Source organism: Flexivirga sp. B27 (assembly GCF_052905685.1).
Window position 1 is genome coordinate 406,358 of sequence record NZ_JBPYUM010000001.1, and the last position, 16,103, is coordinate 422,460.

Sequence of the window (16,103 nt, forward strand, 5' to 3'; positions counted from 1 at the left end):
TTACGCTGCAGCGCCGCGAGCCACCAGCTCGCGCGCCAACTGCCGATAGGCCTCTGCCGCACCGTGGGTCGAGGCGTATGTCGTGATCGGCTCGGCCGCCAGCGTCGCGTCGGGGAATTTCACCGTGCGACTGATCACCGTGTGCAGCACCTTGTCGCCGAAATGCCCCACGACAGAACGGATCACGTCCCGGCTGTGCAGGGTGCGACCGTCATACATCGTCGCCAGGATGCCGTCGACCTCCAGGCGCGGGTTGAGCCGGTCGGTGACCTTGTCGATGGTCTCCACCAGCAGCGCGACGCCACGCATCGCGAAGAACTCGCACTCCAACGGGATCACGACACCGTGCGAGGCGGTCAGTGCGTTGACGGTCAACAGTCCGAGGGACGGCTGGCAGTCGATCAGGATGACGTCGTACTCGTCGAGGACCGGACGCAGCACTCGCGCCAGCACCATCTCTCGGGCGACCTCGCCGACGAGTTGCACCTCGGCCGCGGACAGGTCGATGTTGGCCGGCAGGACGTCGAGGTTCTCGGTCGCGGTGGACTGGATGACGTCGTGGATGTCGTCGTCACGCGAGACCAACAGGTTGTAGACCGTCGTGTCGAGTTCGTGCGCACGGATGCCGAGGCCGACCGACAGGGCTCCCTGCGGGTCGAAGTCGACCAGCAGCACCTTGCGGCCGTATTCGGCCAGTGCGGCGCCGAGGTTGATCGTGCTGGTGGTCTTGCCGACACCACCCTTCTGGTTGCACATCGCGATGATGCGCGCCGGCCCGTGGCTGGTCAGCTCGGCGGGCCTGGGAAAGGTGGGCAGCGGGCGGCCCGTCGGACCGACCTGCTCCTTCGAACTCAATCTCGCTCCCGTGTCACTCGTTCGGCCTCTCGGCGATCGCGATCAAACCTAATACATCGGAGGCGACCTGCGTGCCCGCAGGCTCGCCGACATACCCGCAACAGCCCTTGACCGTGTTAGCTTCGAACCGACCGCCGACCCGATCTGGTCGGACGTTGCACGCTCGGGCATGAGCTGCTTGTCACCCGCCGATTCACCCTGTCGTCGAGGCGACGACACCTTCCGACATACCTGTGCCAAGGACGCTCATGCCCGCTGCCCGACCTCTTTCCCGACCCGTTACGCGACACCGCCGTCGCGTTTTCCTGCCATTCCTCGCACTCGCCCTCAGTGCGGGCCTCGCCCTCACCGCCTGCGGCACGGGGTCGCGGGCAGCCGCACCCGCATCGCAGACCACGGCACCGGGCTACCCGGTCACAGTCGACAACTGCGGCACCCGGGTGACGATCGACAAGCCGCCGTCGCGGATCGTGACGATCAAGTCCTCGACCCTGGAGTTGGCTCTGGCGCTGGGCCTGCAGGACCGCATCGTGGGCACCGCCTTCCGGGACGGTCCGGTGCCGGCCGCCTGGTCCGACGCCGCCGCGAAGTTGCCGGTGCTCAGCGACAACGCGCCCAGTCAGGAGGCGGTCCTGCAGCGGCGGCCGGACATCATCTTCGCCGGCTGGGAGTCCAATCTCACCGCGCAGACCGCCGGTGACCGCTCGGCGCTGGCCGACCTGGGCGTCGCCACGTATGTCGCCCCCAGCGCCTGCGAGGAGGCGAAATACCAACCGCATCCGATGACCTTCGACCTGCTGTGGAAGCAGATCGACCAGGCCGGGAAGGTCTTCGGCGTGCCGAAGCGGGCGAAGGCCCTGGTCGCCGAGCAGAAGAAGTCGCTTCGTGCCGTGCGCCCGTCGACGGCCGGGCACACTGCGCTGTGGTACAGCTCCGGCTCCAAGACGCCGTTCGTCGGCGCCGGCATCGGTGCGCCCAACATGATCATGCAGGCCGCCGGCCTGCACAACGTCGCTGCGGGCATCGACAAGACGTGGACGAGCATGGGCTGGGAGAAGATCCTCGCCGAGGATCCCGACGTCATCGTGCTGGTCGACGCCTCGTGGAACACCGCGAAGTCGAAAATCAAGCAATTGCAGGACAATCCGGCGACGGCCAAACTGACCGCCGTGCGCAAGCACCGGTTCGTCACCGTCCCCTTCCCCGCGAGTGAGGCCGGCGTCCGCAACGTCGCTGCCGTGCGGTCGATCATCAGCCAGCTGCGGACCTTGGACCGGTGACCAGCCCAGTGACCGGACCGACGACGGGATCAGCGACGGGACCAGTGCCCGGATCGGCAGCGGCACAGCGCACCGCACGACCGCGGCGGGCCCAGCCGCCTGCGGCCGTCGTCGGTATGGCGCTCGCCGTCCTGCTGGTCGTCTCCGTCGGCCTGGCCGTCACGGTCGGGACCTCGGGGCTGAGCTTCCACGAGGTCTGGGGCGACATACTCGCCCATCTCGGACTGGGCGGCACCCGACTGGACCGCATCGACGACGGCATCGTGTGGGACCTGCGCCTGCCCAGGGTGCTCACGGCCGCCGCTGTGGGTGCCGGGCTCGCGCTGTGCGGGGCGCTGCTGCAGGCCTTGACCCGCAACCCGCTGGCCGATCCCTACCTGCTGGGCATCTCGTCGGGCGCCTCCCTCGGCGCTGTCGGGGTGCTCGTGCTGCAGATCGGTGTGGCCCTGCCGGTTGCCGCGTTCGGCGGTGGCGCCGTCTCGCTGGCCGCGACGTTGCTGATCGCTGGAAGCGCGACCGCTCGACTGGACCCGAGCCGGATCATCCTGGCCGGCGTCGCGGTCTCGGCGTGCTGCGGGGCCGCAACGAGCCTGGTCATCGTCTGGAGCTCCGACGGGGACAACTACCGCGAGGTGCTCAACTGGCTGCTCGGCTCGGTCGCCGGCAGCACCTGGCACAGTGTCGCCGTCACCACCGGCGCACTCGCCCTGCTCGGGATCCCGCTGGCCTTCGCCGGGCGCACGCTCGATGCGTTCACTTTCGGGGAGACTGCCGCAGCGAGCCTCGGCGTGCACGTCGCACGCACCCGGTGGATCCTGCTCGGCGCCTCGGCGATGCTGACCAGTGCGTTGGTCGCCTACAGCGGCTCGATCGGCTTCGTCGGCCTGGTCCTGCCGCACATCGTCCGGCTCATCGCGGGATCTGCCAACCGCCGTCTCCTGCCGCTGTCCGCTCTGCTCGGCGCGGTTTTCCTGGTGTGGGCGGACACTCTGGCCCGGTCCGCCTTCGGCGCACAGGAGTTGCCGGTCGGTGTGGTGACGGCGCTGATCGGCACACCGGTCTTCGCGATGGTGCTGATGCGGAGGAAGAAGTGATGACCACCGAAGGACTCAGGCTGGATGCCGTCAGCGCCCGGATCGGGCACACCCAGGTCCTGCACGAGCTGAGCCTGTCCGCGCCGACCGGCAAGCTCACCGCGCTGGTCGGGGCCAACGGCGCCGGCAAGTCGACGGTGCTGCGGCTGCTCGTGGGTGCCCTACGACCGGACACCGGGCGGTTGGCCTTCGACGGTGCCGATCTGGACCGCCTCGGTCGCCGCGAGCGCGCTCGGCAGATCGCCCTGCTGGAGCAGCAGACCAGCACCGACCAGGACCTGACCGCGATCGATGTCGTCACTCTGGGCCGCATCCCCCACCTACAGCCATGGAGTGGCCTCGGGCCTGCCGACCGGGAGGTCGCAGCGAGCATGCTCGACCGGGTCGGTGCCCCGCACCTCGCCGATCGCCCCTACAACGCCCTGTCCGGTGGCGAGCAGCAACGTGTCCGCCTCGCTGCCGCGTTGGCCCAGCAACCCCGGTTGTTGCTCGTCGACGAGCCGACCAACCACCTGGACATCGGCGCCCAGTTGGACGCGCTGGCGCTGTTGCGCGATCTCGCCGACTCGGGGCTCACCGTCGTCACCGCACTGCACGATCTCGGGCACGCGCTGGGTCACGCCGATCACGTGATCGCGATGGAGCGCGGGCAGGCCGTCGCACAGGGCCCGCCGGCCGAGGTGCTCACACCGACGCTCATTCACCGCTTGTATGGCGTGCACGCCGAGGTGCTCACGCATCCGGTGACCGGCAAGTCCGTCCTCGCGTTCAGCCGGCTGCCGTCGGACCGCGAGATGACTCAGCTCGTCGAGACTCGTGAGGGTTGAGCTTCCCTGAGACGGTTGAGCTCGTCGAAACCCCGAGACCTCGACAGGCTCGGCCAACTCAGGACGCTCGGCCAACTCGGGGCGCTCGGCCAACTCGAGACCTCGACAGGCTCGGCCGGCTCAGCCCCCGAGCACGTGCTCGGCATACGTGCGCAGGAAACCCTGCTGGTCGGTGCCGACCTGCTGCACGTAGACGTGGGTGAAGCCGAGGTCGGCATACCGCTGCAGGTGTGCGCGGTGGGCCCGCGGGTCCGCCGAGGCGAGCACGCGGCCGGCCAGGTCCTCGGCGCGGACCGCGCGAGCGGCCTGGGTGAGGATGAACGGCGAGCGCAGGTCGGCCGTCGAGAAGCGCAGGCCGGACTCCGGCGAACCGGCCAGCGCCTGCTCCATCGCGAGCTCGTCGGTTGCGGCCCACGACACCCGCACCTGCGCGGCGCGCACCAGCCGCGCCGGGTCCCGTCCGGCCTCGCGCGCTCCCTGCTCGAAGCGCCGCACCAGCACCTCCAGACGCTCGGGCGTGGACTCGATCGTCAGCAGGCCGTCCGCCGTCCTACCGGCACGGCGGGCGGTCGCCGGCCCAGAGGTCGCGACCAGCACCGGCGGTGGTGTGGTCGGCAGCGTCCACAACCGGGTCGTCTCCAACTGGTGGTAGCGACCGCTGTAGCGAACGTCCTTGTCCCGGCTGCCGAAGAGCTTCTTGATGATCTCGACCGCCTCGAACATCCGCGCGATGCGTTCGGGCGGCTCGGGCCAGTAGCCGCCGACCACATGCTCGTTGCGCGCTTCCCCGGACGCCACGGCGACCCAGTGCCGGTCCGGGTGCAGGCTCGCGAGCGTCGCGGCTGCCTGCGCGACGAGCGCCGGATGCATCCGATAACCCGGTGTGGTGATCCCGCCCAGCACGCCGCGGGTGCGAGCGCCCATCGCCGCCAGCACCGACCACATGAAACCCGCCTGGCCGTGCTGCGCCAGGGCCGGCTGGAAGTTGTCCCCGCAGCAGGCGCCCGCGAAACCCGCATCGTCCGCCAGGGCTGCCAGCTCGACCGCCTCCTGCGGTCGGAACCGGTCCAGGGCGACGGTGTAGCCGATCGGTAACTGCATCGACTCATCCTGCCCTGCTGATCGGTCTAGTGCGCGCGCGGATGGGTGCTGGCGAAGACCTCACGCAGCTGCTGGACGGTCACCATCGTGTAGATCTGCGTCGTGGTGACCGAGGCGTGTCCGAGCAGCTCCTGCACGACACGGACGTCCGCGCCGCCGTCCAACAGGTGGGTCGCGAAGGAATGCCGCAGCGTGTGCGGGCTCAGGTGTCCGGACAGGTCGGCGCGCTCGGCGGCCGCCTGGATGACGTTCCAGGCCGACTGCCGGGACAGTCGGCCGCCGCGTTGGTTGAGGAACAGCGCGGGTGTCCCGGTCCCCTTCGTGGCGAAGGCCGCCCGGGCGCGTGTGAGGTATGCCGTCAGGGCCTCCGCGGCATACCGTCCCAGCGGCAGGATGCGCTCCTTGCTGCCCTTGCCGAGCACCCGGACGGTGGCCGACTCGAACTCGACGTCGTCGACGTCCAGGCTCACGGCTTCGGTCACGCGAGCGCCGATGCCGTAGAGCAACTCCAGCAGCGCGCGGTCCCGCAGCGACTTGGGGGTGTCCCCCACGCTGGCGGCGGCCAACAGTCGCTCCACGTCCTCCAGCGGGATCGCCTTGGGCAGCCGCTGCGGTGGTTTCGGCGGTGACACAGCGGCCGCCACGTCGTCGGCGGCGTCGCCTTCCATGGTGAGGAACTTGTGGAACCCGCGGACGGCGACCATGGTCCGTGCCGCCGAGGATGCGGCAAGCGGTTGGTGCGTGGTGTCCCCTTCCCGCAGGGTCGCCAGGAAGTCGGTGATGTCCGCTTCGGAGACGGCGGTGGCCGAGTCGATGCCGCGACCGGCAAGATGCTCGGCATACCGTCGCAGGTCTCGTTCGTAGGCACGCAACGTGTGCGGGGATGCACCGCGTTCGACACGCAGGTGATCCAGCCAGCCGCGCACCGAGCGTTCGAGGGACGTTGCCACGGAACGACATTCTCACGCGGGACGTCAGCAGCAAAGTGAGGGTCCGCGGAGAGCGGCAGGTGCAAGAACCAGGTGCAAGGAGAGGCACAACCGTGAAGTTGTATGCCGCGCAGCCGGCGCGCGTCATCCGTCAGGTGCTGTATGACGTGCTGACCATCGCCTGGCTGACCGCGTGGGTCTGGCTCGGCATACACGTGCACCAGCAGATTGCCAGCTCCGCGGACGGCGCTCGCAAGATCGAGCGGAGCGGCAGCGACATGGCGCGGCACCTGCACGACGCTGCCGGCATCCTCGCGCACACTCCCATCGTCGGTGACAAGGTGCGCAAACCGGTCGACAAGTCCGCGGACGCGGCGACCTCTCTACAACGTGCCGGCCGCGAATTGGCCGACAACCTGGGCAATCTCGGCGCCGCGGTCGGCTTCGAGATCGCGCTCGTGCCGGTGCTCGTGGCGATCTTCGGGTGGCTCTTCCTGCGCATCGGTTACGCCCGCCGGGCCGGCCGCGCGCAGCGGCTGCGGACCCTGCCCGGTGGGGGCGACCTGCTGGCGCTCGACGCGCTGACCCGCCTGCCCGCGCGCAAGCTGGCAACGGTCTCGGACCGGCCGGTCGCGTCGTGGCGGGCCGGGGACGAGGCGGCGATCGGCGACCTCGCCGATGCCTACCTGCGTCACCTGGGGCTGCGGGCGATGCCCGAGATCCGGACCGACGCGGAGGTGGGCGATCAGCCGGCCGGTGGCACCAGCGACGGACGCACGTCGTCGGCAGGCGGCGTCCAGGACGAGGAGTCGGCCGACACCTGATCGCCGCTGCGGATGTCCTTCACCTGGTCACCGTCGGCGCCGGGGAACCACACGAACGGGATGCCGCGCCGATCGGCGAACTGGATCTGCTTGCCGAATTTCGCCGCCTTCGGCGACAGCAGCGTCGGTATGCCACGAGCGCGCAACGCCGCTGCCACGCGCATCGACTCGGGGCGGGACTGCTCGTCGGTCACGGCGACCAGGACGGCGACGGGCGTCTCCCGCGAGGCGGTCAGACCCTCCTCACCGATCAGCAGGCCGAGCAGCCGGGAGACCCCGATCGAGATGCCGACACCGGGGAAGGTCCGCTTGCCGTCGGTGGCGAGGGCGTCATACCGGCCGCCGGAGCACACCGAGCCATAACCCGGGTCGCGTTCGAGCATCGTCTCGTAGACGGTGCCGGTGTAGTAGTCCAGGCCGCGGGCGATCCGTAGGTCGGCCACGGCCACACCGGGCGCGTGTTCGTTCGCGGTGTCGATGACCGACTTCAGGTGCGCCAAGCCTTCGTCGAGCAACTCGTTCTCGACGCCCAGAGCGCGCACCTGCTCCACGAACGAGCTGTCGGTCGAGTTGATCCGGGCCAGCGCGAGGCACTGATCCACCTGCTCCTGCGTGTGTCCGGCGGCCAGCAGCATCTTGGCGACGCCGTCGTCGCCGATCTTGTCGAGCTTGTCGACGATCCGCAGTGTGCCGATGACGTCGTCGATGCCGATGCCGGTGTAGAAGCCCTGGCAGATCTTCCGGTTGTTGACGTGGACCGTGTAGTCGCCGACCGGCAGCCGGGAGAACACGTCGGCGATGACCAGCAGCAGCTCCGCCTCGTAGTGCGGCGGCAGCTCATTCGCGTCGATGATGTCGATGTCGGCCTGGATGAACTCGCGGTATCGGCCGCGTTGGGGGCGTTCGCCGCGCCATGCCTGCTGGATCTGGTAGCGCCGGAAGGGGAACGTCAGCTTGCCGGCGTTCTCCAGCACGTAGCGGGCGAACGGCACGGTCATGTCGAAGTGCAGACCGAGCGACGGCTCGCTGTCGTCGGCGGGCGCCGCCAGTCGGCGAACGGCGTAGATCTCCTTGTCGGCGTCCTCGCCCTGCGACGACAGCCGCTCGACGGGCTCGACGGATCGGGTGTTGATCGAGGCGAAGCCGTGCAGCTCGAAGACTTCCCGGATGGTGTCGAGCACGATCTGCTCGGCGATGCGGTCCGCGGGGAGCCATTCCTGGAAGCCACTGATCGGGGTGACCTTCGTTGCCATGTGTTTCGGGGTCCTCTTCAAAGGTTCTGCAGATAAGGGTTGGTGGCGCGTTCGCGCGCCATGGTGCTGCCGGGCCCGTGACCGGGCAGCACGAGGGCGGTGTCGGGCAACGACAGCACGACGTCACGCAGGGAGCGGTTCATCGCCTCGGTGTCGCCGCCGGCCAGGTCGGTGCGGCCGATCGATCCGGCGAAGAGCGTGTCCCCGGTCAGCTGGGTCGAGGTGACCTCGGCCTCCGGTGGCAGCCCGTCGGGGATCTGGTCGATGCCGAAGCAGACCGAGCCTTCGGTGTGCCCGGGCGTATGTCGCACCTCGAACGTCATACCCGCCAGCTGCAGGGTCTGCTTGTCGCGGATCTCCACGACGTCACTCGGCTCGGTCCACGTCGGTGCCTTGCCGAACTGCTGCTCGAACATGCCGACCAGCTGCGGACCGAGCGACTCGAGCGGATCGGTCAGCCGGTAGCGGTCGTCGGAGTGGATGTAGGCGCCGATCGCGCCACCGCACACCGGGGTGACCGAGTAGACGTGGTCGACGTGGCCGTGGGTGAGCAGCACCGCCGCGGGCCGCAGCCGCAGCTCGGCGAGTGCGTCACGCAAGGTGTCGACGACACCGATGCCGGGGTCGACGATGACGCACTCCTCGCCCTGACCGGGCGCGATGACATAGCAGTTCGTGCCGAATACGGCGGCTGGGAAGGACGCGGTGAGCACCCGGCGAGCCTATCGGGGCCACAACAACTGCAGTCACGATGGACCACCTGCTGAGTAACCGGGTGGAATTCCCATCCGGACCGCCTAGACTGACTGACGTTTGTCAGCTGCCTCCCGACGAGCGTGCAGATCCGCCGTGTGGAGATCACCGAGGAGAACTTGCACTGTGCGTCTGAACCGGGTCCGGTCAGTCATCGGCGTTGCCTGCCTCGCCACGACACTCGGCCTCACCGCCTGCGGGTCCGGCGACGGAGGCTCGTCCGGCTCCGGCGACTCGATCGCGGGGTCGGCCCCGTCCGCTTCCGGCCGCACTCTCGGGGTCACCGGCACCACGCTGCACTGCTCGAAAGCTCCGGCTACGCCGACCTCACCGAAGAAGGAGAAGCTGCCGTCCAAGGCCGCTGCCGAGGGCAAGACGTTCACGGCCGTGCTGCACACCAACTGCGGCGACATCACCCTCGAGCTGTATGGCGACAAGGCTCCGCAGACCGTGGCGTCATTCTTGCAGCTGGCCAAGGGCTACTGGAACGACAGCCCCTGCCACCGGCTCACCACCCAGGGCATCTACGTCCTGCAGTGCGGTGACCCGACCGGCACCGGGACGGGCAATCCGGGTTACGGGTTCGGCATCGAGAACGCACCCGAGGACGGCGACTACCCGGCCGGCACGCTGGCCATGGCGCGCTCGACCGACCCGGAGTCCAACGGCGGGCAGTTCTTCATCGTCTACGACGACACCCAGCTGCCGACCGACGGCGGCGGCTACTCCATCTTCGGCAAGGTTGTGGACGGCATGAAGATCGTCAACGCTGTCGCCAAGGCCGGCACGAACAGCCCGGGCGGCGATGGCCCACCGACAAAGCCGATCAGCATCCTCAAGGTCACCGTCACGGAGAAGAAGGCATGAGCGAGCGCAGCGAGCGACCCGAAAACGTCACCGAATGGCCTCGCCCGACACAAGAAGGGGAGGCCATGAGCGAGCGACCCGAGAACGTCACCGAATCGGAAACGGCCCAGCCGGCACCTGCAGCTGCACCGAAGCCCACGCCTCCGGCGCCGAAGCCGCACCCGCCGGTCGTTCCCACACCGCAGCCCCCGGCCGACGGGGTGCCGCGCCCTCCGGCCGGCACGGCAGTGCCGACCGCCCCCGCACCGGCGGTGGCGGCCTCGAGCAACTCGGCGTCGTTCGGCCGCGTCGGCGACGACGGCACCGTCTTCGTGCGCACACCCGACGGTGAGCGCGAGGTCGGGTCCTACCCCGACGCGACGCACGCCGAGGCGCTGGCATATTTCGCCCGCAAGTACGACGAGCTGGCCGCCGCAGCGGGCCTGCTGCTGCAGCGCGTGGTGCAGACCGACCTCGCCGTGCACGACGGGCAAGAGGCGCTGCGGGCGTTGCGGGAGCAGATCGGTGACGCGCACGTCGTCGGTGACCTGGCGCACCTGGACTCCACCGTGGAGCAGATCGCCGTCGCCCTGAAGGCCAAGGCTCAAGTGGAGGGTGAGGCTCGTGCGGCGGCACGCGCGCAGGCTGCCGAGCAGCGCGAAGCCGTCGTCGCCGAGGCCGAGCAGATCGCTGCGCAGCCGACCGAGAAGGTCCAGTGGAAGGCCAGCACGGCACGGATGCGCGCCCTGCTCGAGGAGTGGAAGAACCTCCAGCGAACCGGCGCCAAGCTGGACAAGCCGACCGAGAACGCGCTGTGGCAGCGCTTCAGCCGGGCCCGCAACGGCTTCGACAAGACCCGTCGCTCGCACTTCGCCAAGCTCGACGAGGAGCACGCTCAGGTCAAGGCACGCAAGGAGCAGCTGATCGCCGAGGCCGAGCGGCTGGCGACCTCCAAGGACTGGGGACAGACCGCGTCGGCGTTCAAGCGGCTGATGGGCGAATGGCGCCAGGCCGGCCGCGCCTCGCGGCAGGACGACGACAAGCTGTGGGCCCGTTTCAAGACCGCGCAGGACTCGTTCTTCGCCGCGAAGGACGAGGTCGTCGCCGAGGAGAACAAGGCGTTCGAGGCCAACCTGGTGGTCAAGGAGCAGCTGCTGAAGGAGGCGCAGGCGCTGTTGCCGGTCAAGAACCTCGCCGCGGCGAAGTCGGCGCTACACGGGATTCAGGACAAGTGGGACGCCGCCGGGAAGGTGCCGCGCAAGGACATGCACCGCATCGAGGCGGCGATGCGCAAGGTCGAGCAGGCCGTCCGCGACGCCGAGGACTCCAAGTGGAAGAAGACCGACCCGGAGCTGGCCGCCCGCGCCCAGTCGATGGTCGACCAGCTGGAGGCCGCAGTCGCCGACCTGCAGGCTGATCTGGACAAGGCTCGCGCCGGTGGCAACGACAAGAAGGTCAAGGAGCTCGAGGACTCACTCGCGGCGCGCCAGGCGTGGCTCGAGCAGGCACGCGGCGGACTCCAAGACGCAGGTGACACAGGAAAGGCGTGATGACAGCTTCTTCGTCCGCGGCAATGGAGGTCGGTGCCGGCCTCGTCGAATATCTGAACGCAGCACCCACGCCGTTCCACGCGTGCGCCGAGTCGGCACGGATGCTGACCGAAGCGGGTTTCCGGCAGCTCGCCGAGACCGACGCATGGCCGACCGAGCCGGGTGGCTACTTCCTGATCCGCGGCGGCTCGCTGCTCGCCTGGTCGACCCGGCACTCCGCCGGTCCGACCACACCGGTCCGGATGATCGGCGCGCACACCGACTCCCCCAACTTCCGGATCAAGCCACAGCCGGACGTCACCCGCGCCGGCTGGCAGTTGCTCGGTGTCGAGCCGTATGGCGGGATCATCGCGCCCAGCTGGATGGATCGTGACCTCGGCGTCGCGGGCCGGGTCGCTGTCCGCGACGGGAGCGGCGCGCGCGAGGCGCTCTTCCGGGTCGATGACCCGATCCTGCGGATCTCCCGGCTCGCCATACATCTGGACCGGTCGGCACGCGAGGGTGAGCAGCTCAACCCGCAGCAGCACCTCGTCCCGCACTGGGGTCTCGGTGACGCCACGGTCGACTTCCGCGGCTACCTGGCCGGCCAGTTGGGGGTCGCTGCAGGCGATGTCCTCGGCTGGGACGCGATGACTGTCGACCTGCAGCCGGCGGCCTTCTTCGGCCGCGACCGGGAGCTGATCGCCGGTGCCCGGATGGACAACCTGGCGACGTCATACGCGGGCACCCTCGCGCTGATCCGCGCCGACCGCGACGGGGTGAGCACCCCGACGACGCAGGTGCTCGCGCTCTTCGACCACGAGGAGATCGGCTCGGTCTCCGAGCGCGGCGCGCAGTCGGCGCTGTTGATGACGACGCTGGAGCGCATCACCCACAGCCTCGGCGGCGACCGTGAGGACATGCATCGCGCACTCGCGGGGAGCGTGATCGCTTCCGGCGACATGGCGCACGCGACACACCCCAACTACGCCGACCGGCACGAGGCAGAGCACCGGATCGCGATGAACGGCGGGCCGGTGCTGAAGATCAACACCAATCTGCGCTATGCAACGGATTCGGTTGGTGCTGCAGCATTTTCACTCGCGTGCGAGCAGGCAGGCGTCCCGGTGCAGGCCTTCGTTGTGCGCTCGGACCTGCCGTGCGGCTCGACGGTCGGGCCGGTCACGTCGGCGCTCACCGGCGTCACCACGGTCGACTTCGGTGCACCGACCCTGTCGATGCACTCGGTGCGCGAGCTCGTCGGCACCGAGGATCAGCGGATGTATGCCGACGCCCTGACCGCGTTCCTCTCCCCCGCCTGACGCGGATGTTGTGCCGCGGCGATGCCGCCCTTGCCACGCTTGCTGCCGTGGCGCTCACCGCGACCGTCGCCGGTTGCGCTTCGGTGCAGCTCGACACCGGCGGCGGTCCCACCGGCGCGCGTCCGACGTCGAGCGCCGTAACCCCGACCTCTGCCGAGCCGACACCTGCTCCGGTCCGGACCACGACCACCTTCGCGAGGTGTGGTGCCCGATCGTGGGCGTTCGGCTTCACACCGGTCCAGCCGGCGTCGGGCAACCGATTCCTGAGCGTGCAGCTGCGCAACTGCAGCGACCGCTCCCGGTCGGTGCCGGACACTCCGGCCATCGTGGTGCGCGACGCGGCCGGCAAAACCGTTGCCGTGCAATGGGACTGGCGCGATCCCAAGATCGCCCGCGACGTCGACCCCGGTCACGACATCTACTTACGCCTGCACTGGCTGTCGTCCGGTCGGTGCGATCGCGGCGCCACGAGCCTCGAGATGGCGATCGGCGACAGCACAGCACGACTCACCGACTGCCTGCAGTTGGGCGGCCTGTCCGGCGTGACGGGTGAGCCGGCCGCTGCCGACGCCACCTGGGCGGGAGCCCCCTGAGCGCAGGAACGCATGCGACCGCGCTCAGGCCGCAATCAGGTCGTCGGGCGCGAAAACCTGCACCCGGTCGCGGGTTGCGAGGTGGATGGGCCAGCGGGGATGCAGGTCACGCACGGCTGCGCTCAATGCGACTGCCCAGCGACGGTCTCCCTCGGTGATGTCGCGCGGCCCGGGACGCGACAGCAGCATCGGCACCTGGGCGACGCCGACCTCCGCCCGGACGCGTCCGACCAGGTCCGCGATCGCCGTGACGTCACGGTTGTCGGGCAGGATCGGGATGTCGTCGATGGGCACGATCAGGTCGGACTGGTGACCGTCGGCGTCCAGGAAGATCAGCCAGAGGCTGCGCCGGTCGAAGCCGCCGGTGCCCATGAGCTCCTCCCAGCGTTCGAGGAGGTCGGTGTGCGTGCGGATCGGTCTGCTGTGTTGCGGTGAAGTAACCATGCCTGCAGAGCTTGCACCCGTGCGTCATACTCCCGCAGAAGTTATCCACAGGTCGCGAAAGCACCTGTGAGACAAGGGGATTCGGCAGGACGTCAGGACTGGGTGGCGTGCTCGGTGCTGCGGTGGCCGGACCCGGTGATGCGGTAGACGTCGAAGACGCCGTCGATCTTGCGCACCGCCTTGATGACGTGCTCGAGGTGGTTGGGGTCGCCCATCTCGAAGGTGAATTTCGAGATCGCCACGCGATTGCGGGTGGTCTGCACCGACGCCGACAGGATGTTGACGTGCTGCTCGGAGAGCACCCGTGTGACGTCGGACAGCAACGCGTTGCGGTCCAACGCCTCGACCTGCAGCTGCACCAGGAAGACCGACGCCGCCGACGGCGACCACGCGACGTTGATCAGCCGCTCGGGTTGGGCGAGCAGCTGCTCGGCGTTGGTGCAGTCGCGTCGATGCACCGAGACGCCGTTGCCGGTCGTCACGAAGCCGATGATGTCGTCGCCGGGCACGGGGGTGCAACAGCGCGCGAGCTTGACCCAGACGTCGTCGGTGCCGACGACGGTGACGCCCGGATCCGCCTCGGACGAGCGGCGATTGCGACGCACCGGGTTGGTCGCTTCGGCCAGGTCCTCAGTGGTGCCTTCCTCGCCGCCGAGCATCGTCACCAACTGCTTGACCACGTGCTCGGGTGAGACGTGGCTGTCGCCGATGGCGGCATACAGGGCATCGATGTCGTGGTATTTCAACCGCTCGGCGACCGACGTGAGCGACTCGTGCGACATCAGCCGCTGGATGCCGAGCCCCTTCTTGCGGATCGTGCGCGCCAAGGCGTCCTTGCCGTTCTCGATCGCCTCCTCACGGCGCTCCTTGGAGAACCACTGACGGATCTTGTTGCGGGCACGCGGGCTCTTGACGAACCCGAGCCAGTCACGACTCGGCCCTGCGCCGTCGGCCTTGGAGGTGAGGATCTCGACGACGTCGCCGTTCTCCAGCGGGCTCTCCAGCGGCACGAGGCGTCCGTTGACCCGGCCACCGATCGTGTGGTGGCCGACCTCGGTGTGCACGGCATAGGCGAAGTCCACCGGGGTGGACCCGGCCGGAAGCCCCATGACCGAGCCCTTGGGGGTGAAGACGTAGACCTCCTGCGAGCCGACGTCGAAGCGCAGCGACTCCAGGAACTCCCCCGGATCGGCGGTCTCGCGCTGCCAGTCCAGCAGCTGCCGCAGCCAGCTCATGTCGTTGCCGGGGGCGTCGCCGTCGGCACCGTCGCCGGCCTTCTTGGCGTCCTCCTTGTATTTCCAGTGCGCCGCGACACCGTATTCGGCGCGGCGGTGCATCGCGAAGGTGCGGATCTGGATCTCCACCGGCTTGCCCTGCGGGCCCATGACCGTCGTGTGCAACGACTGGTACATGTTGAACTTCGGCATCGCGATGTAGTCCTTGAACCGCCCCGGCAGCGGACTCCACCGCGAGTGAATCGTGCCCAGGACGGCATAACAGTCGCGCACCGACTCCACCAGCACCCGGATCGCGACCAGGTCGTAGATGTCCTCGAAGTCGCGGCCGCGGACGATCATCTTCTGGTAGACGGAGTAGTAGTGCTTCGGTCGGCCGGTGACGGTCGCCTTGATCTTGGCGGTGCGCAGGTCGGCGGTCACCTGCTCACGGACACCGCGCAGGTACTCCTCGCGGGCCGGCGCTCGGTCGGCGACCAGCCGGGCGATCTCGTCATAGACCTTCGGGTAGAGCGTGGCGAAGGACAGGTCCTCCAGCTCCCACTTGATGGTGTTCATGCCCAGCCGGTGCGCGAGCGGGGCGTAGATCTCCAGCGTCTCGGTCGCCTTGCGCTGCGCCGACTCGGCAGACACGTAGCGCCAGGTGCGGGCGTTGTGCAGCCGGTCGGCGAGCTTGATGACCAGCACCCGGATGTCGCGGGCCATCGCGATGACCATCTTGCGCACGGTCTCGGCCTGCGCGGCGTCGCCGTAGGTCACCTTGTCCAGCTTGGTGACGCCGTCGACGAGCATGGCGATCTCCTCGCCGAACTCGTCCTTCAACTGCGTCAGGCTGTATGGCGTGTCCTCCACCGTGTCGTGCAGCAGCGCTGCGGCGAGGGTCGGAGGCGTCATACCGAGCTCGGCCAGGATGGTGGCGACGGCCAGCGGATGGGTGATGTAGGGATCGCCCGACTTGCGCAATTGGCCACGGTGCGACTGCTCCGCGACGCCGTAGGCGCGGTCGATGATCGCCAGGTCCGCCTTGGGGTGGGTCGCTCGCACGATGGCGAGCAGCGGCTCGATCTCACGGTTGGTGCTCGGCCGGGGAGCACCGAAACGAACGAGCCGGGCTCGCACCCGGGAGGCACCTGACGGATTGCTGGTGCGCTCGTCCTGACTCATATCCAGAGTGTAATCGGGTGAACCGGTCCGGCACCCGAGGTGGTCCGCGAGGGA

General features: G+C 69.0%; 15 protein-coding genes. 8 read left to right on the forward strand and 7 right to left on the reverse strand.

Annotation, left to right across the window (positions count from 1 at the left end):
• Positions 1-855: a ParA family protein gene (locus ACSZL9_RS01970; protein ID WP_446663781.1), complete on the reverse strand. Its 855-nt coding sequence runs from the start codon at positions 853-855 to the stop codon at positions 1-3.
• Positions 856-1,103: 248 nt separating this feature from the next.
• Here ACSZL9_RS01970 and ACSZL9_RS01975 point away from each other — a divergent pair, with 248 nt between their 5' ends.
• The 3 genes from ACSZL9_RS01975 to ACSZL9_RS01985 are packed head-to-tail and all read left to right on the forward strand — an operon-like array spanning position 1,104 to position 4,056.
• Positions 1,104-2,135, forward strand: coding sequence for a putative F420-0 ABC transporter substrate-binding protein (locus ACSZL9_RS01975; protein WP_446663782.1), 1,032 nt, complete (start codon positions 1,104-1,106; stop codon positions 2,133-2,135).
• Complete coding sequence (locus ACSZL9_RS01980; protein WP_446663783.1) at positions 2,132-3,229, forward strand: iron chelate uptake ABC transporter family permease subunit; 1,098 nt, start codon at positions 2,132-2,134, stop codon at positions 3,227-3,229. The genes ACSZL9_RS01975 and ACSZL9_RS01980 overlap by 4 nt, the downstream gene beginning before the upstream one ends.
• Entirely contained in the window at positions 3,229-4,056 is an 828-nt protein-coding gene (locus ACSZL9_RS01985) for an ABC transporter ATP-binding protein (RefSeq protein WP_446663784.1), read from the forward strand. The genes ACSZL9_RS01980 and ACSZL9_RS01985 overlap by 1 nt, the downstream gene beginning before the upstream one ends.
• 120 nt (positions 4,057-4,176) lie before the next feature.
• Here ACSZL9_RS01985 and ACSZL9_RS01990 read toward each other — a convergent pair whose 3' ends face one another.
• Positions 4,177-5,157, reverse strand: a complete 981-nt coding sequence (locus ACSZL9_RS01990) for a TIGR03557 family F420-dependent LLM class oxidoreductase (RefSeq protein WP_446663785.1) — start codon at positions 5,155-5,157, stop codon at positions 4,177-4,179.
• 26 nt (positions 5,158-5,183) lie between these two features.
• Positions 5,184-6,107, reverse strand: a complete 924-nt coding sequence (gene xerD / locus ACSZL9_RS01995) for a site-specific tyrosine recombinase XerD (protein ID WP_446663786.1) — start codon at positions 6,105-6,107, stop codon at positions 5,184-5,186.
• 92 nt (positions 6,108-6,199) lie between these two features.
• Between xerD and ACSZL9_RS02000 the strand changes: the two genes are divergently transcribed.
• Positions 6,200-6,910 carry a hypothetical protein gene (locus tag ACSZL9_RS02000; protein WP_446663787.1) on the forward strand — a complete coding sequence of 237 codons (711 nt, stop codon included), beginning with the start codon at positions 6,200-6,202 and terminating at the stop codon, positions 6,908-6,910.
• Here ACSZL9_RS02000 and hisS read toward each other — a convergent pair.
• Entirely contained in the window at positions 6,832-8,163 is a 1,332-nt protein-coding gene (gene hisS / locus ACSZL9_RS02005; RefSeq protein ID WP_446663788.1) for a histidine--tRNA ligase, read from the reverse strand. The two genes, ACSZL9_RS02000 and hisS, sit on opposite strands and share 79 nt — an antisense overlap.
• Before the next feature lie 17 nt (positions 8,164-8,180).
• Complete coding sequence (locus ACSZL9_RS02010) at positions 8,181-8,876, reverse strand: MBL fold metallo-hydrolase (RefSeq protein WP_446663789.1); 696 nt, start codon at positions 8,874-8,876, stop codon at positions 8,181-8,183.
• 166 nt (positions 8,877-9,042) lie between these two features.
• Between ACSZL9_RS02010 and ACSZL9_RS02015 the strand changes: the two genes are divergently transcribed.
• From ACSZL9_RS02015 to ACSZL9_RS02030, 4 genes are all read left to right on the forward strand, one after another.
• A complete protein-coding gene (locus tag ACSZL9_RS02015) occupies positions 9,043-9,783 on the forward strand; it encodes a peptidylprolyl isomerase (protein ID WP_446663790.1) in 741 nt (246 codons plus the stop codon).
• 65 nt (positions 9,784-9,848) lie between these two features.
• A complete protein-coding gene (locus tag ACSZL9_RS02020) occupies positions 9,849-11,312 on the forward strand; it encodes a DUF349 domain-containing protein (RefSeq protein ID WP_446663791.1) in 1,464 nt (487 codons plus the stop codon).
• Entirely contained in the window at positions 11,312-12,613 is a 1,302-nt protein-coding gene (locus ACSZL9_RS02025; protein WP_446663792.1) for a M18 family aminopeptidase, read from the forward strand. Before ACSZL9_RS02020 ends, ACSZL9_RS02025 begins: the two co-directional genes overlap by 1 nt.
• Before the next feature lie 47 nt (positions 12,614-12,660).
• The gene (locus tag ACSZL9_RS02030) at positions 12,661-13,206 is read left to right on the forward strand and encodes a hypothetical protein (RefSeq protein ID WP_446663793.1); all 546 of its coding nucleotides are present in this window, start codon (positions 12,661-12,663) and stop codon (positions 13,204-13,206) included.
• A 24-nt stretch (positions 13,207-13,230) separates the two neighbouring features.
• Here ACSZL9_RS02030 and ACSZL9_RS02035 read toward each other — a convergent pair whose 3' ends face one another.
• Complete coding sequence (locus tag ACSZL9_RS02035) at positions 13,231-13,650, reverse strand: hypothetical protein (protein ID WP_446663794.1); 420 nt, start codon at positions 13,648-13,650, stop codon at positions 13,231-13,233.
• 92 nt (positions 13,651-13,742) lie between these two features.
• Positions 13,743-16,049, reverse strand: coding sequence for a RelA/SpoT family protein (locus ACSZL9_RS02040; protein WP_446663795.1), 2,307 nt, complete (start codon positions 16,047-16,049; stop codon positions 13,743-13,745).
• Between the last annotated feature and the right edge of the window lie 54 nt (positions 16,050-16,103).